Origin of the sequence: Pseudomonas sp. Leaf48 (genome assembly GCF_001421885.1) — a bacterium.
In the GTDB taxonomy this organism is placed as follows: domain Bacteria; phylum Pseudomonadota; class Gammaproteobacteria; order Pseudomonadales; family Pseudomonadaceae; genus Aquipseudomonas.
The window spans coordinates 37,245-57,798 of record NZ_LMLH01000031.1 but is presented as its reverse complement, the minus strand read 5'-3'; the positions used below and the strand labels follow the sequence as shown (position 1 = coordinate 57,798).

General features: G+C 62.5%; 17 protein-coding genes. 3 read left to right on the top strand and 14 right to left on the bottom strand.

The genetic code is table 11. The features are described from left to right. Positions 1-35 precede the first annotated feature (35 nt). The 4 genes from ASE98_RS22170 to ASE98_RS22155 form a co-directional block, all read right to left on the bottom strand. A complete protein-coding gene (locus tag ASE98_RS22170) occupies positions 36-1,703 on the bottom strand; it encodes a DUF1302 domain-containing protein (protein ID WP_060543452.1) in 1,668 nt (555 codons plus the stop codon). A 67-nt stretch (positions 1,704-1,770) separates the two neighbouring features. Beyond that, entirely contained in the window at positions 1,771-2,856 is a 1,086-nt protein-coding gene (locus ASE98_RS22165; protein ID WP_060543451.1) for an MBL fold metallo-hydrolase, read from the bottom strand. Then, positions 2,849-4,702: a long-chain-acyl-CoA synthetase gene (locus ASE98_RS22160; RefSeq protein ID WP_060543450.1), complete on the bottom strand. Its 1,854-nt coding sequence runs from the start codon at positions 4,700-4,702 to the stop codon at positions 2,849-2,851. The genes ASE98_RS22165 and ASE98_RS22160 overlap by 8 nt, the downstream gene beginning before the upstream one ends. Next, positions 4,702-5,784: an alkene reductase gene (locus ASE98_RS22155; protein ID WP_060543449.1), complete on the bottom strand. Its 1,083-nt coding sequence runs from the start codon at positions 5,782-5,784 to the stop codon at positions 4,702-4,704. The genes ASE98_RS22160 and ASE98_RS22155 overlap by 1 nt, the downstream gene beginning before the upstream one ends. 254 nt (positions 5,785-6,038) lie before the next feature. Here ASE98_RS22155 and ASE98_RS22150 point away from each other — a divergent pair, with 254 nt between their 5' ends. Together ASE98_RS22150 and ASE98_RS22145 are read left to right on the top strand one after the other, a co-directional pair. Continuing rightward, a complete protein-coding gene (locus ASE98_RS22150; protein WP_060543448.1) occupies positions 6,039-7,367 on the top strand; it encodes a spinster family MFS transporter in 1,329 nt (442 codons plus the stop codon). A gap of 73 nt (positions 7,368-7,440) precedes the next feature. Then, a complete protein-coding gene (locus tag ASE98_RS22145) occupies positions 7,441-7,875 on the top strand; it encodes a nuclear transport factor 2 family protein (RefSeq protein ID WP_060543447.1) in 435 nt (144 codons plus the stop codon). Between the two features lie 131 nt (positions 7,876-8,006). Here the strand turns inward: ASE98_RS22145 and ASE98_RS22140 are convergent, their stop codons facing one another. The 10 genes from ASE98_RS22140 to ASE98_RS22095 all read right to left on the bottom strand — a co-directional run bounded on the left by ASE98_RS22140 (position 8,007) and on the right by ASE98_RS22095 (position 19,513). Next, the gene (locus ASE98_RS22140; RefSeq protein ID WP_177336998.1) at positions 8,007-9,389 is read right to left on the bottom strand and encodes a DUF1329 domain-containing protein; all 1,383 of its coding nucleotides are present in this window, start codon (positions 9,387-9,389) and stop codon (positions 8,007-8,009) included. A 91-nt stretch (positions 9,390-9,480) separates the two neighbouring features. Beyond that, positions 9,481-11,163 carry a class I adenylate-forming enzyme family protein gene (locus tag ASE98_RS22135; protein ID WP_060543445.1) on the bottom strand — a complete coding sequence of 561 codons (1,683 nt, stop codon included), beginning with the start codon at positions 11,161-11,163 and terminating at the stop codon, positions 9,481-9,483. A gap of 220 nt (positions 11,164-11,383) precedes the next feature. Then, entirely contained in the window at positions 11,384-12,526 is a 1,143-nt protein-coding gene (locus ASE98_RS22130) for an acyl-CoA dehydrogenase family protein (protein ID WP_060543444.1), read from the bottom strand. After that, positions 12,523-13,728, bottom strand: a complete 1,206-nt coding sequence (locus ASE98_RS22125) for an acyl-CoA dehydrogenase family protein (RefSeq protein ID WP_060543443.1) — start codon at positions 13,726-13,728, stop codon at positions 12,523-12,525. The genes ASE98_RS22130 and ASE98_RS22125 overlap by 4 nt, the downstream gene beginning before the upstream one ends. A 65-nt stretch (positions 13,729-13,793) precedes the next feature. After that, a complete protein-coding gene (locus ASE98_RS22120; RefSeq protein WP_060543442.1) occupies positions 13,794-14,963 on the bottom strand; it encodes an acyl-CoA dehydrogenase family protein in 1,170 nt (389 codons plus the stop codon). Positions 14,964-14,973: 10 nt separating this feature from the next. Continuing rightward, positions 14,974-16,152, bottom strand: coding sequence for a lipid-transfer protein (locus ASE98_RS22115; protein WP_060543441.1), 1,179 nt, complete (start codon positions 16,150-16,152; stop codon positions 14,974-14,976). A 17-nt stretch (positions 16,153-16,169) separates the two neighbouring features. Next, entirely contained in the window at positions 16,170-16,589 is a 420-nt protein-coding gene (locus ASE98_RS22110) for a MaoC family dehydratase (protein ID WP_060543440.1), read from the bottom strand. Beyond that, entirely contained in the window at positions 16,561-17,694 is a 1,134-nt protein-coding gene (locus ASE98_RS22105) for an acyl-CoA dehydrogenase family protein (protein WP_060543439.1), read from the bottom strand. Before ASE98_RS22105 ends, ASE98_RS22110 begins: the two co-directional genes overlap by 29 nt. 8 nt (positions 17,695-17,702) lie before the next feature. Continuing rightward, a complete protein-coding gene (locus ASE98_RS22100) occupies positions 17,703-18,671 on the bottom strand; it encodes a bifunctional MaoC family dehydratase N-terminal/OB-fold nucleic acid binding domain-containing protein (RefSeq protein ID WP_060543438.1) in 969 nt (322 codons plus the stop codon). Positions 18,672-18,727: 56 nt separating this feature from the next. After that, complete coding sequence (locus ASE98_RS22095; protein WP_060543437.1) at positions 18,728-19,513, bottom strand: SDR family oxidoreductase; 786 nt, start codon at positions 19,511-19,513, stop codon at positions 18,728-18,730. A gap of 142 nt (positions 19,514-19,655) precedes the next feature. Between ASE98_RS22095 and ASE98_RS22090 the strand changes: the two genes are divergently transcribed. Next, positions 19,656-20,441: an enoyl-CoA hydratase gene (locus ASE98_RS22090; protein WP_060543436.1), complete on the top strand. Its 786-nt coding sequence runs from the start codon at positions 19,656-19,658 to the stop codon at positions 20,439-20,441. Positions 20,442-20,554: the final 113 nt, after the last annotated feature.

Here is a 20,554-nt window from a genome sequence, read left to right as displayed (position 1 = left end):
GGCGCAGCAGAGCGACCCGGAACTTGAGTGGTCGATCAGAAGGTGTATTTCATCGAAAACGTGGCGTAGTCGCGGTCGGCGAACGGACGATCGATCGGGTCGGCTTCACCCAGGTAGGAGATGTATTTCAACCCGAGTTCCAGGTTGCCCAGGTACTTGAAGGTCGTGCCCATGCTCAGGCGTCTGTCACCGGCGACGCCGGAGATGCTTCCTGACATGGGCGTGGAGCCGCTGAAGACGTTGGAGAAGCTGAAGGGGACTTCCAGATCCCAGCCTTGGAAAACTCCCGGATAACTGAACGATGCGCCCACGGTGTAGGCGCTGGAAGACTTGGTGCGGTAACCCGCGGCTGTGCTGTAGGTGTAGTCATCGGAAGAGGCCACTAGAGGTGCCAGAGAAGGCAGCAGGTTTACGCCTTGCAGGTTGGGCGCCGCCGAAGTGGACTCGACGCTGTCAACCTGCACGCGGATGATTTCGGCAGTCAGGCTGGTCTGGCTGGCCCATGGACGGTCCCCCAGGATACGAATCGCCGACAGTTGCATTTGCTGCCCCTTGCCCTTGGCCGGCACCGCGCCAAGGCCGGTATTGACCATCACCGGCGCACCGTCGCGGTACGACCATTCGGCTCCGACCTGGGTATCGCCGATCTTGGTCGAGGCGCTGATACCGGTCAGTTTTATGTCTTCAAAGTACTTGATCTCGTAACCATTGCTGACGAAGGCGTTGCGGCCACCGCCTACTGGCAAAGCGTTGTAGCCGACCAGCGCGGTGGCCGGGTTCTTGTCGTGGTAGTTGACGTGAAACAGCGACAGCTCGAGGGCCGGTACCGGACGGAATCGCACCTGCACGCCCCACTGGCCACCATCGCTCGGTTCGTCGGTGCCGCGGTAGAGGATCTTCTGGCCGTTGGCGTAGATAAACTCGCGACCTGGCCCGACCACGTCGCTGCCTGACAGGTAGCTGCCCACCGGCGGCAGTTCAGTGCCCTTCCATTCGTATTGCACGTATGCACCAAATGTCAGCTGGGGGTTCAGTCGGAACGAGCCGGAGAACTGGCCCACCGGCAAAAGGATTTCCTTGACCTCGACACCCGGCTGGGACGCTTTTACCGCGTCAGACGGGTTTTGTACGCCGTTCACACCCGGGTAGAACAGACTCTCGCCCCAGGATTCGATGTGTCGCCCGGCCTTGACGTCGAGCATGGTGTCGTTGTCAAAGCGCCAGCCGCTGAACACATAGGCATCCAGCATTTTGCTGCGACCGCCGCTGTAGTAGCGGGTGTCACTGGTGAACTCGTCGTTGCTGCCGCTTTTGTTCACGGTAGCGGGCGAATCGTTATCGTTTTCTCTGTGATAGACGTCATCGTAGAAGGTACTGCCGCGCACCACGGCGCCGTAGTTGTCCTTGCGCAGGATCATTTCCGCCAGCGCGCCCACGCGATTGGTGGTCAGGCTGCCACTGTCGAAGTTGCGGTTGGCATCGTCGGCGTTGATAGTCAGCAAGCGATCGCTTTGACTGCCAGTGCGTACACCGATGCCGTAGCTGGTGGTCACCGACCAGTCGATGGTCGCGCCGTTGTCGAACTCGAACGTCTCACCTGCCCAAACGGGTGTGGACACCAGCGCAATGGCTGCCGCCAGGCTGGTGAGCTGAAATGCGCCCGAACCGATGACCGTAAAGTTATTGTTGTTTTTGTTGATCACACTGATTCTCCTCAATGACAACCGGTTGGCTGCCTGGAATGTTCAACACTGCTGCCGTGCCATTCGCTCAAAACACCTTGAGCGGCGTTACACCGCACGCTCCCCTTACAGCACGCCGGTAGCGATATCGCCCCCGGTCCTCTTCCCGCTCCAGCGACCCTTCGGCCACCAGGTAGTTGGCATGGGCCAACGTTTCGCCCAGCGCCATCAGTTCGTCGAAACGACCCGACAGTTTGGGAAACAACAGGGCCATGAGCTCGAGCACGGTGCGCGGCTCGTCACAGTTGGCCAGCATTAAAGCCAGATGCCCTTTGTGGTGGGCCTCCAGCTGGTCCAGGCGCTGATGCAAATTGAAGAACGGCCGCTCATGTGCCGGCAACACCAGCACGCTGTCGGGCAAGCTGCGCAAGTGCTCGATAGAATCGAGCCAGTCACGCAGCGGGTTTGCCAACGGCTCCGTGGCATGCACTCCGACGGTGGAAGTGATGCGCGGCAGCACCTGGTCGCCGGAGATCAGCAAGCCGTTATCGGCGGCGTACAGACAGGCATGCTCCGGCGAGTGGCCGCGACCGATCACCACCTGCCAGGTGCGGCCACCGATGTGCAGGCAGCTGCCTTCGTGCAAACGCCGGAAATGGTGCAGTGGCGCTGGCAGGAAGTGGGCGTTGCTCATCACCGCGAACATCTCGGTACTCTGCTCGTCGCTGACCCCGGCCTTGCGGTAGAAATCGAGAAAGTCCCAGCCCGGTGGCTGATCGGCGGGAAACCTGACGTGCAACGACTGGAACTCGCTGACGGTCATGTACACCGGGCAATGAAAACGCTGCGAAAGCCACGCGGCGACCCCGGCATGGTCGGAATGAAAGTGGGTGCAGACCACCGCCAGCAGCGGCAGCCCGTCGCACACTTCACTCAGCACACGGTCCCAGACTTCGCGGGTCTGTTCGGTGTTCATGCCGGTGTCCACAACGACCCAGCCATCGGTGTGGCGCAGCAGATAGAGGTTGATGTGGTCCAGGCGAAATGGCAGCGGCATGCGCAGCCACCACACCCCCGGTGCCACTTCGCGCACCTGTCCGGAATCGGGCGCCTGCGGCCACGGGTACCGCAGGCCGTCGCGCAATTGGTGACCGTTGGCGTCCAGATCAGCCATGCTCGGCCACCGCAAATGGCGTCAGGCCGGCCCGCGTCAATGCCTCCGGCGAATAAGGCACATAGCTGCGGGCCTGTTCGTCGCGGATGAACAGTGGATCGCTGCAACGAGTCGGGCAGTAGCCCTGACGCTGCAGGTCGACCTTGCGCAGCTTGTAGCTGGCGGTCAGGTCTGCCGACTGGGTAACCCGCACGAACACCGGCGCGGCATAGCGTGGCAGGCGCGCTTCGGTCAAGGCGTACAGGGCGGCCGGATCAAACGGCTGGTCGGCCTGCATCAATACCGCGGCCATGCCGGCCCGGCCTTCTTGGCCGGGCACCTGGACGCCATAGATATTGATCAGTTCCAGGCCCACCAGATCGCCCAGGGCGTGCGCCACTTCCAGGGTCGAAACGTTCTCGCTCTTCCAGCGATAGGTATCGCCGATGCGGTCGACGAAATAGCAGTAACCGTCGGCATCCTCGCGCAGCAAGTCGCCGGAGCTCCAATAGGCATCGCCCTCGCGAAACACATTACGGCGGATTTTGCTCTCGGTCGCCTCGGCAGAGGTGTAACCCTCGAAGCGTCCGCCACCGATCTCAGGGTGATTGACGATAAAGCCCATGGCCTCGCCAACCTCACCTACTTTGCAGACTTGATAGAAACCGTTTTCGTCCCGTGGATGGCAATCGTTTTCGATGTCGTAACGCACTAACCTCAGGTTGGTCTTGTTCCAGTCCGGCACGCGTCCGCAGGAACCAAAATAGTTGTCGACGTTGATCAGTGCCGAATTGGCTTCGGTGGCGCCCCAGCCCTCGAACACCCTGATCGGGCCGAAGCGCTCCAGCCAGCGTTGCCAGGAGTCCGGCGACAGCCCGGCGCCGAGCATGCAGCGCAGACTGTGCTCGCGCTCGCCCGCTCGAACTGGCTGATTGAGCAGGTAGCGGCAGATCTCGCCGATGTACTGGAAGATGCTGATCTGGTGTCGCGCCACATCGTTCCAGAACTCCCGTACGCTGAACTTGCGGCGCACCACGATGGCGGCACCGGCGCGCAGCGCAGTAGACGTCACCGAGGTGGCCGCGGCGCCGTGGTACAGCGGCAGGCAGCAATAGAACACATCCTTGCTGGTGACTTGCAGGGTGGGTTCCATCACATCCCCCGACGACATCCAGCGCATATGGCTGTAACGCGCAGCCTTGGGCAAGCCGGTAGTACCCGAGGTAAAGATCAGCAGGGTTGTGGCCTGCGCCTCGATATGCGCGCGGATGTTCCGGGGAAACGGCGTGCGCGGGGCTTTCTCCAGGCGCGCATCGAAATGCCCGTCAATGCCCTTGGGCAGCGCTCCCGACCAGGGATTTTCCGCGTCACGCACCAACCAGCACGGCAGGCCGGGAAAGCCTTCGGTGGTTTGCACATTCGCCAGGCACTCTTCGCCAACCACCAGCGCCCTGGCCTCGGTGGTCTTCAACGCATGCAGCAGTGGTCGGCCACTGACCTGAGTATTGATGAAGGCCACCACCACCCCGAGCTTGACCAAGCCGAACCAGGTGCAGAAAAACGCCGGGCGGTTTTCCATGGCCAGCGCGCAGACATCGCCGGCGCGCAGTCCGTTGGCATAAAACGTGTGGGCCATCTGGTTGGCACGTGCATCGACCTCGGAGTAACTCAGGGCCTGCTCGCCATAAATCAGAAAGGTGCTCTCACCCTGCTCACTCGCTTGTTGCTCCAGACGGTCAGCCAGGGTGTAGAGATCGCCCGGCTTGATCCGACCGGCAGCGGCCGAGCGCTGGTCCAGCAACGCTTGAGTCTGCTCCCGTGGTACCACGCGGGACCGCAGGACGTGGTTTAAGTCATTAAGATTCATTACATCACCTCCCCGGCTATTGCTTGATGCACGCGGTAATCCGAGTAGCCCGCCGGGCCCGGCGTATACAGGGTCTTGCGGTCAAAGCCACTTAGCGGCAGGCCACGTTGCAAACGCGCCACCAGATCGGGGTTGGCAATAAAATGACGGGCGAACGACACAGCTGCCCCCTCGCCCGACGCGAGAGCGGCAGTGGCCGAAGGACCGTCGAAACCATCGTTGAGAATCAATGCATGAGGACTGTGCTTACGCGCCAGGGCGAAGGCGTCGAGCTCTGCCAGGGGCGAGCGCATGATGTGCAGGTAGGCCAGCTCCAGCGACGCCACGGCTTCGCACAAGGCTGCTGCCGTGGCCGCCGGATCGCGGTCATCGATGTCGTTGTAGGGGTTGCCGGGGCACAGGCGAAAACCAACGCGTCCGGCGCCAATCGCAGCGGCCATGGCCTCGATCACTTCCTTGGCAAAACGCACCCGCCCGCCCACATCGCCGCCGTAGGCGTCGCTGCGCTGGTTGCTGCCGGAGGCCATGAACTGCATCGGCAGGTAACCGCTGGTGCAGTGCAGTTCGACACCGTCGAAGCCGGCCAGACGCGCATTCAACGCGGCCTGCCGATAGTCCTCGATGACCTCGCCAATACCTTGCAAGGTCAGCGCCTGTGGCTCATCGGTGTCCACCAGGCCGGCGGTATCGCTGAACACCTGTGTGCGTGCGCGCAATGCCGAAGGTGCCACCGTGGCCGCGCCCGCCGGTTTGTTGTGACGGCTGGCAGCGCGGCCGACATGCATCATCTGCAGGACAATCCGCCCGCCCTCGGCATGCACTGCCTCGGTGACCCGCCGCCAGCCGACGATTTGCTCGTCGCTGTAGATCGCCGGAGTGCGACAATAGCCCAGGCCGCTGGCCGACGGCGCGGTGCCCTCGGCCACGATCAGCCCGGCACTGGCGCGCTGGCGGTAGTATTCGACCATATCGCCGCCGGGTATCGCATCGGCAAGGGCGCGGCTGCGAGTCATGGGGGCCATGACGATGCGGTTGGCCAATTGCAGTTCGCCCAGGGCGACCGGCTCGAACAAGACGCTCATCTCAATTCCTCAGCTTCTTATTGTTTTTTGCTGTCGCAGGGCTTGCCATGACATGGGCAAGCGCTGACATGGCAGCGGATATGGCTGAATGATTGACGTTGAGTGCGTGCGAAACATCGTCCGACAAGACTAGGTTCGCTATCGGGTGCGGCGGTTTGCCTGGGAGATGACAGAGATGGTCTGAACGGACGATGAAAAAAACACTGGGCACCTACAGCATCGCGCCAACTAGAACAAAACCGGGAGCACCCGCAGTGAACCAATCCACCCCCGTGACATGGCGAACGCATTACGCGCTTTTCGTGCTCGCCAGCATCTATGTGTTCAACTACATCGACCGCCAGTTGATGGCGATCCTGATCGAACCGGTCAAGCTCGAATTCGGCATTTCCGATACTGGCATCGGCCTGCTGTCGGGGGTGACCTTCGCGGTGTTCTACACCGTGTTCGGCTTCCCGCTGGGACGCCTGTCGGATCGAATCGGGCGCAAGCCGGTGATCGCCTTCAGCTGCATCGCCTGGAGCCTGATGACCATGCTCTGCGGCATGGCTGGAAACTTTCTGACCCTGGTGCTGGCGCGGATAGGCGTGGCCGTGGGCGAGGCCGGTGGCACGGCGCCGTCGGTGGCGATGGTCTCGGACTTGTACCCGGCGAACCGCCGATCCACTGCTCTGTCGGTGCTGATGCTCGGTTCCAGCCTGGGGGCGATAGTTGGCCTGGGCCTGGGTGGCTGGATTGCCCAGCACCACGGTTGGCGCTACGCCTTCTTGTTGATCGGCGCGCCCGGAATCTTCCTTGGTCTGCTTCTGCTGCTGACCGTGCGAGCGCCCAAGCGCGTAGTGCCGCTGGGCAACGTTGCGGCGCAACAGGATGGCTGGCTCAAGACCCTCCTCGAGCTGTTTCGCATGCCCTCGTTCCCTTGCCTGGTGCTCACCGGCGGCGCGGCAGCGATTGCCGGCTACGCCATCGGCACCTGGAGCCCGAGCTTCCTGATCCGTTCCCACGGCCTCAATCTGCAAGAAGCCGGATTTCTGGTGGGCGTGGTGGGCGGTACGGGTGCGACTTTCGGCACCCTGCTGTGTGGCATGCTCACCGACCGCATGGCGCGACGTGATGTCGGCTGGCAGATCGGTGTGCCGTTGCTGGGTACGCTGATCAGCATTCCCTTCGCCCTGGCGTACTTCCTCTGGCCCCAAGGCACGGCGTTCCATATCGGCAGCATCGCCGTGCCGCAGGCGTTTTTGTTCTACAGCGCGTTCGCCTTCTTTGGCGTTTGGTGGGCAACACCGTGCCTGAGCGCCATTACCCACCTTTTCCCGGCTACACGACTGGCCCAGGCCACGGCGATTTTCGTCATGTCCATGACCCTCTTGGGTGTGGGTATCGGGCCGCTTTTTGTTGGCATGCTCAGTGACTTCTTTGTGCCAACCCTGGGCAGTGAGTCGCTGCGCTACGCGTTGGCTTCATCTGTGTCAATGCTGGTGCTGGCCAGCGTGTTCCTGACCCTGGCACTGCCGCGATATCGCCAACAGATGAACAGCCTCGCGCCACTGCCCGCGACGAACCAGGCCGTGACTGCCTGATCCTCTTCCCCTTACAACCGCGCCGCTGGAAACCTGCCGGGTTCCAGCGGCTTTTTTTTTGCTGAGGACCACGATGAGTACCAGCGCCGTACAGATCTGCAACCTGCTTTACCGTTACGCCGAGTGCCTGGACAGCGGACAACTGGTCGAGGCCGCCGAGTTGTTTCGACATGCCCGACTCAAAGTAAAAAGCCACAGTGACTTCCTTGATTACACCGCCCTGCTGGAGATCTGGCAGCAACGAATCAAGCTCTATCCCTGCGGTACACCCCGCACCAGACACGTCATCAGCAACCCCATCATCAACATTGACCAACCCACAGGAACCGCGACAGCTCGCTCCTGCTACACCGTGCTGCAGGCCACCGACACCCTGACTCTGCAACCTATCGCCAGCGGGCGCTACCTGGATGAGTTCGAGCGTATCGACGGGGTCTGGCGATTCAGCTTTCGAGATTATTCGCACTTGGACATGATCGGTGACTTGAGGGGGCATTTGTTGGGCTAAGAGAACGATAACGCGGTGCAGCAGGTGCACCGCCGTCTCAGGCTTTTACAGGGATCGGAGCATGACACCAAACGACGAAAAAGCCCCACCGGATACCGATGGGGCTTTTAGTCGTTACAACGATCCGGGTCTTATCTACCGATAGCCCGCGCCGCGTCCGCGGTGTACTGGTCCGGGGTAAATTTGCCTTCGTTGAGGATCGGGCCTTTCTTCGACTCGTTGGTCATGCCGTAGCCGGTGTACTGGCCGGAGTTCAAGTCCAGAAAGAACTGCGAACCAGCCTGCCAGCCGCTCATATCCGGGTGGTAGTAGTAGTTGACCATGGCGTGCTTCCACAGCTGTCCACGGGCGTCGTAGTTGTCGGCCATGACCGCGTTCCAGGTGTCTTCGTCGATGAACAGCACGCGCTTGCCATAGACATGGCGATAGCCTTCCTTGAGGTCGGCTTCCAACACCCATACCCGACGCAATTCATAACGCATCAAATCCGGATTGGGATGGTTGGGCGTCAGCATGTCGGCGTGCTTGACGGTCCCGGCGTTGGGCTTGTAGGCGTTGGCCGGGCTATAGATCTCGCGCTTGCCGACCAGCTTCCAGTTGAAGCGTTCCGGTGAGCCGTTGAACAAGCGGTCCTCGTCGACGGTCATGGTGCCGTTGGTGCCGATCATCGGCTGATCGTAACCGTAGCCCGGCAGTTGCCGAACACGTCGGGTGGACGGGCTGTAAGACCACGCCTGACGCGACTCTACGGCGAAGTTGTAAGGTTCATGGGAAATGCTCAGAGTGCCGTTGTCGCGGGCCGGTTTGAGAGTCATGTTGTTGCTCATGGCCTGGATCTTGCCGTCCGTGGTGGGCTCGACGGTTGGCGAGTTGGCCTGCGACAGGTTGCGTGCATAGGCACGGCCCCAGCCGATGCTGCCATTGGGCAGGACCGAAGCCAGGTCAGAGGTCTTTTCCTCAGTGTAGGCACGAGCCGGCAGTTGGTGGTTCCACAGCAGTTCCATGCCGTTCTTGGGAATCGGGAACGGAATCTGGCCCAGACCTTCGAAACCCGCCCCGTCATTGACCAGCCTGGCATTCAGAGCGTTGTCCATCGCGCGGCGGCAGACGTAATCGGGATAGCGGAAATCCCGGTGACCGGGATAGATGTTCATCTTGTAGCTGCTCGGATACTTCTTCAGCAGCGCCTTCTGGCCTTCGGTAAGGTGCGCCTCATACTGGCTCATGTTCTGCGCAGTGATCACCAGGATCGGTTTCTCCGCCGCATAGGGGTCCACCGGCTGGTCGCCGGAGAACTTCACATGATTCCAGCCCGGGACTTCACCCAGGTATTTGCCGGTATACGGCGGAATGGTGCCCTCGGCGTTGCCGGCTTGCTCGGCGCCAACACAGGTCAGCTCCTTGCCCAGTCTGGCTGCTTCCTGAGGTGACACCGCGGCGTGCGCATAACCCGTCAGCCCGCTATTGGCTGTGACTGCGACCGCGAGCATGAGACCTGTTCTTGTTATTTTCATGTGATGCCTCCTTCGCTGATAAGGCTGTGTGGATGGATCTATTGTTCGTGTTCTGCCGGCCCCGACATCGTCCGGAAAGACTAAGGCGACGTTATGCGCCCAACTTTTCCTGCAGCTTTGCCTTGAGCACCTTGCCGGTGGCGTTGCGTGGCAAGGGTTCAAGCACCCGATAAACCTGCGCCGGCACTTTGTAGGCAGCCAGGCGCTCGGCGATGAATGCGCAAACTTGCGCTTGCTGGGGCAGAGTTGACGCCTGGCCGTGAATGGCCAGCCCCACCGTCTCACCCAGCAGCGGATCGACAATGGCGAATGCTGCCGCTTCCAGGACACCGGGCATATCGAGCACGCAAGTTTCGATTTCTGCGGCTGAAATTTTCTCGCCACCGCGGTTGATCAACTCCTTGACCCGGCCGGTGATACTGAGAAAGCCCTCTTCGTCGAGGTAGCCGATGTCGCCAGTGTCGAGCCAACCGTCGCGCAGGCTTTGCGCGGTGGCTTCGGGCAGGTTCCAGTAGGCGCTCATCAAGGTTGGGGAACGCAGCCAGATCACCCCGCGAGTGCCCGCCGCCTGTGGCTGGTCAGGGCTGTCACCGATACGAATATCGACGATCGGCAGCGCCCAACCCGCCGTCTGCGGCTTGTACACGAACGGATCGCCGCCGATGGCCGCGCCGATGCCATTGCTTTCGGTCAGGCCGTAGCCGGCACCGCCGATGACGTCGGGCTTGAGCTTGAGCATGTCATCCAGCACCCCGGCGGACGACGCTGCACCACCCAGCCCAAGTCCGAACAGGCTGGCGGTGTGCTCGCTGCCAAAGCGTGGTGACGCAAGCAGTTGCTGCATCATCACCGGTGCCCCGTTGAACTGGGTACAGCGCTCATCACGAATGAGGTCGATCGCACGTTCGACATCCCACTTGTACATCAGCATCAAGCGCCGACCTCCGCGTAATGCCGACAGGAACTGCGCATGCAAGCCGCTAACATGGAACAACGGCACGGCCGCCAGCGTGGTGGGTGGATAGCCGCTATTGATCACCACGCCGATACGCTCGGGCGAGCTCATGGCGCAAAACGCGCCCTGGAAATCCAGGGCAAACAGCGCCTGACAGATAGCCCGGTGACTGGACACGGCGCCCTTGGCGCGGCTGGTGGTGCCCGAGGTGTAAAGGATCAGCGCCGGTGCGTCAGGATCGATTTCCAGCGTGGGCACAGGTTGCGCCGGGGCGCTGATCAAGTCCTCGAAACGCAGGCAGTTCTCGGGCAAGGTGGATTCCTCGGTCCCGACGACGATGGTGGCTCGCTGCTCGCGGGCCAGATCCTCGCGCAGGGTATCGAGGCGCGCTTCGTCGCAGATCAGCAGGCGGGAACCGCTGTCCTGCAACGCGTACTGCAACTCGTCGCGCAGGCCCCAACTGTTGAGTGGCACACACACCGCGCCACAGCGCACGATCGCGGCGAAGGCCACCAGCCACGCCGGCTGGTTACGCATGGCGATCGCCACCCGCTCGCCCGGTTGCAGGACAAAACGGTCGACCATCTGCCCGGCCAGGCGGTCGACCCGATCGAAGAACTGGTTGAAGGTCAGGCGCTGCGACTGCCAGACCAGGAATTCACGGTCACCGTGAACCCGACCGGTGTCGAACACTTGCAGCAAGTCGTGCGCGGCGTGACGAAAGTAGCGTGGAGCGCCGTCATCGGGCGTCACCACTTCAAACGGCGCACCGGGGGCGATCAGTTCGCGCCACGCGGTGTGCCAGCGTTCAATGCTCATTTTTGTTTTCTCCAGAACGGGCGAAAGACCTGTGGGAGTGGGCGCCTGACACTCCGCCATCGCGGGCAAGCCCGCTCCCACAGGGTGGTGCGTCGTGCTCATAAGCTGGGTACACCAGAAATTCTTGTGGGAGCGGGCTTGCTCGCGAAGGCGCCGGCACATTCAACAGCCTCGTTGCCTGACACTCCGCTTTCGCGAGCAAGCCCGTTCCCACAAGGGTTTACGCGTGGGCCGAATAGCGTTCGCAATGGAAATCCCGGTCACCCAGGCAGCTCTGCGCCACGCGCACGCGCTTGAGGTACAGGCCGACATCCAGCTCGTCGGTGACGCCGATGCCGCCGTGCATCTGCACGGCTTCGTTGGCCACCTTGATTGCCGTATCGCCGGTTTTCCATTTCGCCAGGCTGACCGTTCGACCGCGTGCCGCGACGTCGATGCTGGTGTCATCCAGGGTCGCCAGCGCGGCCATCAGGGTGCTGCGACTCAGCGCCAGGTCGATGTACATTTGCGCGGCGCGATGTTGCAGGACCTGGAAGGTGCCAATCGGCGTGTCGAACTGCACGCGGGTCTTTAGGTACTCCAGAGTGGTTTCGAACAGTTGCTCCGCCATCCCCAACAGCTCCGCCGCCAGGCAGGTGCGACCACGGTCCAGTGCGGTTTCCAGCGCGGTCCAGCCCTCGCCCAGAGTGCCAAGCAGCGCTTCGTTGCCCAATTGCACCTGGTCCAGTTGCAAGCGTGCACTGTTGCGCGAATCGATCAGCGGCAAGGCGCTGACCGTCAGGCCCTGCGTATCGGCCGGTACCAGGAACAGACTGATGCCTTGCGTATCACCCGGTTGCCCGGACGTGCGCGCTGCTACCACAAAGGCATCGGCACCGAGGCCGTCGACCACCCAGAACTTGTCGCCGTGCAAGCGATAGCCCTGCCCCTCGGCCTCGGCCACAAGGGCAATGCGGCTCGGGTCATGGCGCGACTGTTCGTCCACCGCCAGGGCCAGGCGTTGTTCACCACCGATCACCGCTTGCAGCCAGTGCGTCTGTTGCGCCGAGTTGCCAGCCAGGTGGAGCAGCGAACCACCCAGCACCACGCTGGACAACAGCGGCGTGGCGGACAGGTTGCGGCCCATGGATTCAAAGATCGGCCCAAGGCCCTTGCAACCGAAATCCAGGCCCCCGAAGTCTTCGGGAAACGGAATCGCACTCCAGCCCAGATCGACCGCGTCCCGCCACAACTGCGCATCGAAGCCCGGGGCCACCGCTTCATCGCGCAGCCGACGCTGGGCACTCACCGGGCTGCGGGCGGCGAGAAAATCCCGGGCGCTGTCGGCCAGCAAACGCTGCTCATCGTTGTAACGCAGGCTCATGGGGTGACTCCTTTTTTAGCGTCTGGCAAGCCCAGCACGCGCTTGGCGATGACGTTCAACTGGACTTCCGAGGACCCGCCGGAAATGGTCAGCGCATAGCTGTTCAACCAGGAACGGGTCACCGCCAGTTGTTGTTCGCTGAATGCCGCGCTCTCCCAACCGAAAGCATGCCCGGCCATGGCATCGAGCAGCACTTCGAACTTGTCGCGCTCCTGCTCGGTATGCACCAGCTTCATGATCGACATCAGGCCGCCGATGTCATCGCCGGCCCGCGCCTCTTCTCCCATGCGTTGCACGGTCAGGTTGTAGGCTTGCTCGTTCATCGCGCACGCCGTGGCCCGCGCCTGCAGGGCGTGTTCGCCCCGGGTCTGGGGGGTCGGCACGTACTCGCGCATCAGCGCCAGCAGGTTGAAGTGCGACGGCAGGCTGAACTCGCCGAATTTCGACATCGCCTTGCGTTCGTGTTGCAACAGGTACTTGGCCAGGTTCCAGCCACCGTTCAACGGTCCGATCAACTGGTTCTTGGGTACTTTCACGCTGTCAAAGAACACCTGGCAAAACGCCGATTTGCCGCTGATCAGATCGATCGGCTGCGGCTTGACGCCGGGACTGCGCATGTCCAGCACGATCAGGCTTATGCCTTCGTGTTTCGGCGCGCTGAAGTCAGTGCGCACCAGGGCATACATCCAGTCGGATTTGTCGCCGTAGGAGGTCCAGATCTTGCTGCCATCCACCACGAAATGATCGCCGGCATCACGTGCGGCCATTTTCAGGCTGGCCAGGTCGGAACCGGCGTTCGGCTCGGAGAAGCCTTGGCACCAGCGAACTTCACCGCGGGCAATCGGCGGCAACAGATCACGTTTCTGCTGTTCGCTGCCGTAAGCCAGCAGCACCGGCCCAAGCATCCAGATGCCGAGGTTGATCTGCGGTGGCCGACACTTGATGCGGCGCATCTCGCTTTCCAGCACCGCCAGTTGTTCGTCACTCAAGCCGGCGCCCCCATATTGCTCGGGCCACTCGGGGCAGAACCAGCGCTTGTCGCGCATGCGCTCGAACCACAGGCGTGCATCCGCATTGGGAAATTGCGGGTTCTGGCCGCCCCACACCACATCGCCTTCAGCCATGCCGCTGCGCATCGACAGCGGGCAGTTGGCCTCCAGCCAGGCACGGGTGTCCTGGCGAAATTGCTCGATAGTGCTCATGAAAGTCCCCTTCGACCCGCCCCGGTACCGGGGCGAGTACGGTTCTTGTTGTTGATGGACCAGCGTCAGCGTTGAGTACGCGGCATGCCGAGGCCAAACTGGGCGATCAGTTCGCGCTGGATTTCATTGGTGCCGCCACCAAAGGTCAGGGTCGTGGCAGAGCGCAGTTCATACTCCAGGTCACCCTGCAACAGCGTTGCCGCCGAACCGCTGCGCATCGAACCATTGGCACCGACGATTGCCGCCAGCTTGCGCAGGATCTCGATGGCCGACTCCGAGCCGAATACCTTGGTGGTCGAACTCAGCGCGACGCTCATGCGGTCGAGCTCAAGATCGGCAGCGATGCGCATGTTGATCAGGCGCATCGCTTCCAGGCGTGCATAACACTCGGCCAGCGAGCTGCGCACCCAGGCTTTATCCATCGCCCGGCGGCCTTGTTCATCGCGGGCCCGCGCCCATAGGTAGACCCGACGAAACAGCGCCACAACCTTGTCCGACCAGGTGCCGAGGCCGAGGCGCTCGTGGTTCAGTTGCGATGTGATCAGCTTCCAGCCACCGTGCAACTCACCCACCAGCATCTCGTTGGGCACCCGCACGTTGTCGTAGTAAGTGGCCGCCGTCGGATTGCCGACGGTGTGAATCAGGGTGTGGGAGAAGCCCGGCGTCGTGGTATCGACGATCAGCAGCGAGATACCCTTGTGCCGCGCCTGGGTCGGATCAGTACGAGCCGCCAGCCAGACGAAATCGGCCGATTCGGCGCCCGAGGTCCACAGTTTGTTGCCATTGACCAGGAAGCCTTCGTCGTCCTGGCGGGCGCTTGTTTTCAACACCGCAAGGTCACTGCCGGCATCCGGCTCCGAGTAGCCGATGGCAAACATGATCTCGCCTGCGGCGATGCCAGGCAGAAAGCGTTCTTTCTGCAGCTCGCTGCCGTGGGCCATCAACGCCGGGCCTACGGTGCTGATGGTCACGAACGGCAGTGGTGCCCCGGCGATGTTGGCTTCTTCGAAGAAGATCAACTGCTCGGTGGCCGCGTAACCCTGGCCGCCATGGGCCTTGGGCCAGCCAACCGCGAGCCAGCCGTCGCGTCCCATCTGGCGGATGGTCTGGCGAAACAGCTCACCGCCTTCCTTGCCGCGCAACTGATCGCGCATGTCCGGGGTCATCAGTGCCTGGAAATAGTCCCGCACCTTGTGGCGCAGGGCATGTTGTTCGGGAGTGAGGTCGACGAACATCTGCTGCTCCTTAGGCTGCGCCGAGAATCAGGCCGCTGGTGGGTACACCGGTGCCGGCGGTAACCAGCACGTTCTGCACATCCGCCACCTGGTTGACCGCCGTGCCACGCACCTGGCGCACCGCTTCGGCGATGCCGTTCATACCGTGGATATAGGCTTCGCCCAGTTGCCCACCGTGGGTGTTGATCGGCAGTTTGCCGCCACGGGCGTGGTGCCCGGCGCGGATGAACTCCTTGGCTTCACCGCGCTTGACGAAGCCGAACTCTTCCAGTTGCGGCAATACAAACGGGGTGAAGTGGTCGTAGATCACGGCGGTCTGGAACGCGTCCGGCCCCAGGCCCGACTGGCGATACAGTTCGCGAGCGACCACGCCCATTTCCGGCAGCCCGGTGATGTCTTCGCGGTAGAACGAGGTCATGCTCTGTTGGCCGTGACTGATGCCTTGGGATCCGGCCTTGATGGTCACCGGTTTCTGCCGCAGGTCACGGGCACGCTCGGCCGAGGTGATGACCATCGCCACCGCGCCATCGGATTCCTGACAGCAATCGAGCAGGTGCAGCGGTTCGCAGATCCAGCGCGAGGACTGGTGTTCTTCCAGGGTGATCGGCTTGCCGTGGAAAAATGCCTGGGGATTGGTTGCGGCAAAATCGCGAGCCGCCACCGCCACCCGGCCGAAGTCTTCGCTGGTGGCGCCATAGGTGTGCATGTAACGCTGGGCGAACATCCCGACCCAGGCCGCCGGTGTATGGAAACCGTGGGGCATGTACCAGCCGTAGTTGACGTTGTCGAAGGTCGGCGTCGAAGCGAAACCGTAGGCACCTGTCCCGAAGCGATACCAGGAACGCTCATTCATGGCGCGATAGACCACCACCACTTTCGCCATCCCGGTGGCTACTGCCATGGCCGCGTGCATCACCGGTCCACAGGCCGCACCGCCGCCGTGGGGCACTTGCGAGAAAAACTTCACGTCTTTGCAACCGAGCAAACGGGCAATTTCGTACTCCGGGACCTTGTCCACCGAGTAAGAGCTAAAGCCCTCGACCTCGGTTGGATCAATGCCGGCATCCTTGAGCGCACTCAAGGTGGCCTCCAGGGCCAGGCGCAATTCGGTGCGTCCGGAGTTCTTGGAAAATTCGGTCGCGCCCAGACCAACGATCGCGGCACGCCCGGAAATCGATGAATCAGTCATCTGTGTTTCTCCGGCTGTCAGGGCAGGACCAACGCGACCGTACCGGTCACGTGGTTGCCCATGGAATTTTTGCCGCTCAAGGTGATTTCCACCGTGCGGGTATCGGCGTCGAGCGCGCTGACGCTGCCGTTGAAGGTCATGCAGTCGCCGGGATAATTTGGCGCACCGAGCTTGATTTTCAGCGCGCTGAACTGCGCCAGCGGTCCGGCCCACTGTTCGACAAACCGCTGCACCAGCCCGTTGGTGGTGAGGATGTTCATGAACACGTGGGGCGAGCCCAGGGCACGGGCCGCCTCGGCGTCGTGGTGCCCGGGGAAGTAATCACGAGTGGCAATCGCGCCACCGTTGATCAGGGTCACCGTAATCGGCACCGCAAGCTCCGGCAGTGCTTCGCCGGGGCGCACGTCTTCAAAGCGCTTGGTGTTCTTCGAGGTCATATTTCCATCCCAGCTTGTCGTTATCGTTGAGCCAGTCGCCCAGGCGTTCGAGGTTTGCCGCCGAGCCACCCAGGGCAAGGGACAGGCCGCGACTCCAGTAGAGAAAACGGTGTATCGGATACGTCAGGTCAACTCCGATGCCGCCATGCACGTGCTGTGCGACATGGCCAATGCGGTGCCCCGCTTCACAGGCCAGCCAGGCCGTGGCCAGTGCTTCACTGGGTGCCGGCAAGCCAGCATCGATGCGGTAGGCCAGTTGCCACAGCGTGGTGCGCAAGGCTTCGACGGCGATATGGGTATCGGCCATGGTCATCTGCACCGCCTGGAAGCTGCCGATGACGCGTTCGAATTGCCGGCGCTCGCTGACATAGGCCACGGTGCGGCGGATCTGCTCTTCGCTGACGCCCAGTTGCAAGGCTGCCAATGCCGCCACGCTGCGCAGTTCCAGCCAGGCGACGGCCTCGGCCGGCAACAGTGCCGCGGCGTCTACCGTTAAACCCTGGATGTGCAGGTCGGTCACTGCCTCGCCGTGGGTCAGTACCGCCGACACGCGCTTTACCTCGGGCGCCGACAAGTCGAGCAGCAGCAAGCGCGGCTGACCGTCGACCTCTGCCAATACCAGCGCGGCCCGGGACTGGTCGCCCAACGCCAGGGCCGCGACGCGGCCATTGATCGACCAGCCCTCGGCACAGGGACGGGCTTTCAACTCGATGCCCAGCGCACTGCTCAAGCCATCGATAGACAGGCTCAGCAGTGCCTCGCCGGACGCCGCTTTGGCCACCCACCCTGCACTGTCGCCAGCACCGAAACGGGCCAGGGTCGCGGCCGCCAATTGATGACGCCACAACGGCACCTGGGCCAGGGCCTTGCCCTGGGCTTGCAGCACCAGCATCAGTTCGGTCATGCCCAGACCGCTGCCACCGTGTTCTTCGGGAATCGCCAGGGCATGCAGCCCCGTCTCGATACACAGTGCCCACAGCGGCGTCATCATCGGTTCGCCGCTGGTATCCCACTGGCGCATGTAGTCGTCATGGCAATGGTCGACAAACAATCCGTCGGCCATTTGCGCAATGGCGCGCTGGTCTTCGCTCAATTCGAAATCCATGGTGGCTCCTATGCCTCTACCGGCCGGAACAGCGGCAGGGTCATCTGGTCATCGAAGGTCTGGAACTCGACCTGCAAATGCTGGCCGATCTGCAACTGCTCACGCTCGATCCCGACCAGGCCTGCGATCAGGCGCACGCCCTCTTCCAGTTCGATCAGGCCGATCGGGTTGGGGTAATCGAACGGCGGCACTTCGGGGTAGTGCATCACCACGAACGAATACAAGGTGGCGCGGCCACTGGCTTGCAGGGTGTCCCAGTCGAAGCTGTGGCATTCGATACACACCGGCGCCGGTGGATGGCGCAGGGTCTGGCAGGCGCTGCATCGCTGAATCAGCAACTGGCCCTTGTCGCAACCTTCCCAGAAGAAGCGGGTGTCATCACTGATTCCCGGCAGCGGACGCTTGGCCTTGACCGGCGCCGACTCAGCCTTGGCTGGCGCCTGGGCATTGGCCGCACGGAACTTGAATACGCGAAAAAGCAACTCGCCCACCGGCTCGTCGCCGCCCGCTTTTTCGACGAAGTGGCTCATCACCAGAGTGACGAAAAAGCCGGTGCCCAAGGCGGTGGTTTTCTCATCGCCCACCGAATCCAGGCGCGTGGTGTAGTAGAGCTTTTCGCCTATGCGCAGCGGACGGGTGAAGGTCAGCTCGGAGTTCACCGCCACGGTGGAGGCATAACCGTAGGCTTCCATTTCCTTGAGCACCTCGTACGGGTTCTCGTCGGTGGAGCCAGGCGGATAGTTGTTGGCGTGCAGGCCCTCCATGGTCCACACCTGCAGCATCGCAGGTGGTGCGATCAGACCCTCGTGCCGGGTGCCCAGGGCAAATTCCGCGTCGGTGTACAGCGGGTTGTCCACGCCCATGACTTCGCACCACTGGCGAATCATCGGGGCATTGACCTCGTCCCAGGCGTACACGCGGCCGTACTGGCGCCCCACCAGGGCGCGCACATTGGATAGCAATTGTGGATCAGCCAAAGTCGTCTCCTTCACATTGAAGGCGGCCACCGAACCCGGTCGCCGCAATAGGTCGATCAGGTGGGCAGCACCTGTGCGGCGCCGAGAAATGCCGGGCGTTCACCACCGCCATGCAGCAACAGGTTGCAACCGCTGGCGTAGCCAGCCAGCGGCGATGCGATGTAGAGGCAGGCGTTGGCAATGTCTTCGGCCGCGGCCATGCGGCCAGCTGGAATGCCGGCAGCGACGGCGGCGATACCGGCCTCGGAGCCGTAGTGCAGATGGGCCTGCTCGGTCATCACCAGCCCCGGGCTGACCGTGACCACCCGCACCTTGGGCCCCCACTCCACCGCCAGCGACTGCACCAGCGCCACCACTCCGGCCTTGGCCGCGCCATAAGCGGCGGTGCCTGGGGAGGAACGCAGGGCGCTGATGCTGCCAATAAAGACGATGCAACCGCCTTGGGCCTGTGCCTGCATCAGCCGGTTGGCGTGCTGGGCGACGTTGAGCGGCGCGATCAGATTCAGCCCGATGATACTTTCGTGAAACCGCGCAGAGGCCGTGGCTGCGTCGGCGGACGGGCTGCCGCCAGCGTTGTTGATCACCACGTCGAGGCGCCCGAAGTCGCGCTCGATCGTGGCGAACAGGCGTTGCAGGGAATCGTGGTCGCGCACGTCGGTGGCAATGAAGCTCGCACGCTTGCCACCCAGAGTCGGCACCTGCTCAGGCTCGCGCCGGGCACAGACGATCACCCTCGCGTTGGCGGCGAGGAACCCCCGTGCGATACCGGCGCCGATGCCCTTGGTGCCACCGGTGACCAGCACCACCTTGCCGCTGTAATCAAGACCCGAATGCAGCTCCATCATGTGCTCCTTTCTCTACTGACAAGGGTCACTCTAGGGACGAACCGCGGGGCAAACTACGTCTGAACGGACGATGAAAATTCAACCTCGCGAACAGGACACTGGCGGCCATTCACACCTTGTCTGGTCTTTGAGGTTGCCCATGTCCGACTCATCCGCTGCACCGGTTCTGCTCGAACGCCCACTGCCCGGCGTGGCCCTGCTGCGGCTCAATCGCCCGCAGGCGACCAATGCCTTGAGCCTGGAACTGCAGGCGCTGCTATCGCAGCATTTCAGTGAGTTGGCGATTGATCCCGAAGTGCGCTGCATCGTGCTGACGGGCGGTGACAAGGTGTTCGCCGCCGGTGGGGACATCAACAGCATGGCCGGTGTCGGCGCCATCGATATCTACAAGCGCCACACCGAACGGGTCTGGGGGCCGATCCAGCACTGTCCGAAACCGGTGATCGCGGCCGTCTGCGGGTACGCCTACGGCGGCGGTTGCGAACTGGCGATGCATGCCGACCTGATCGTTGCCGGGCGCAGCGCGCGCTTCTGCCAACCGGAAATCCGCATCGGCATCATGCCCGGCATCGGCGGCACCCAACGGCTGGTGCGGGCGGTGGGAAAGGTCAAGGCGATGCGCATGGCGCTCACCGGGCAACCGATCAGCGCCGAAGAGGCCTGGGTCGCCGGCCTCGTCAGCGACCTGGTGGACGATGACCAGGTTCAGGCGCACGCCCTTGAGCTGGCGCGCGTCATCGCGGCGATGCCGGCGCTGGCCGCCGAGCAGATCAAGGAAGTGATCCTGGCCGGCATGGACGCCCCGCTCGAAGCCGGCCTGGCCCTGGAGCGCAAGGCCAATGCATTGCTGTTCGCGTCACGAGACCAGAAGGAAGGTATGCAGGCGTTTATCGACAAACGCACCGCGCAGTTCGAGGGGTACTAGACGCTCGTCTGCCGAGCTCGCTCCCACAGGGATTTCTGCAGGTCTTGCGATCCCCTGTAGAGCTGCCGCAGGCTGCGCCTACAGGGTGAACATCAGAAGACGGTTTCAGGAGC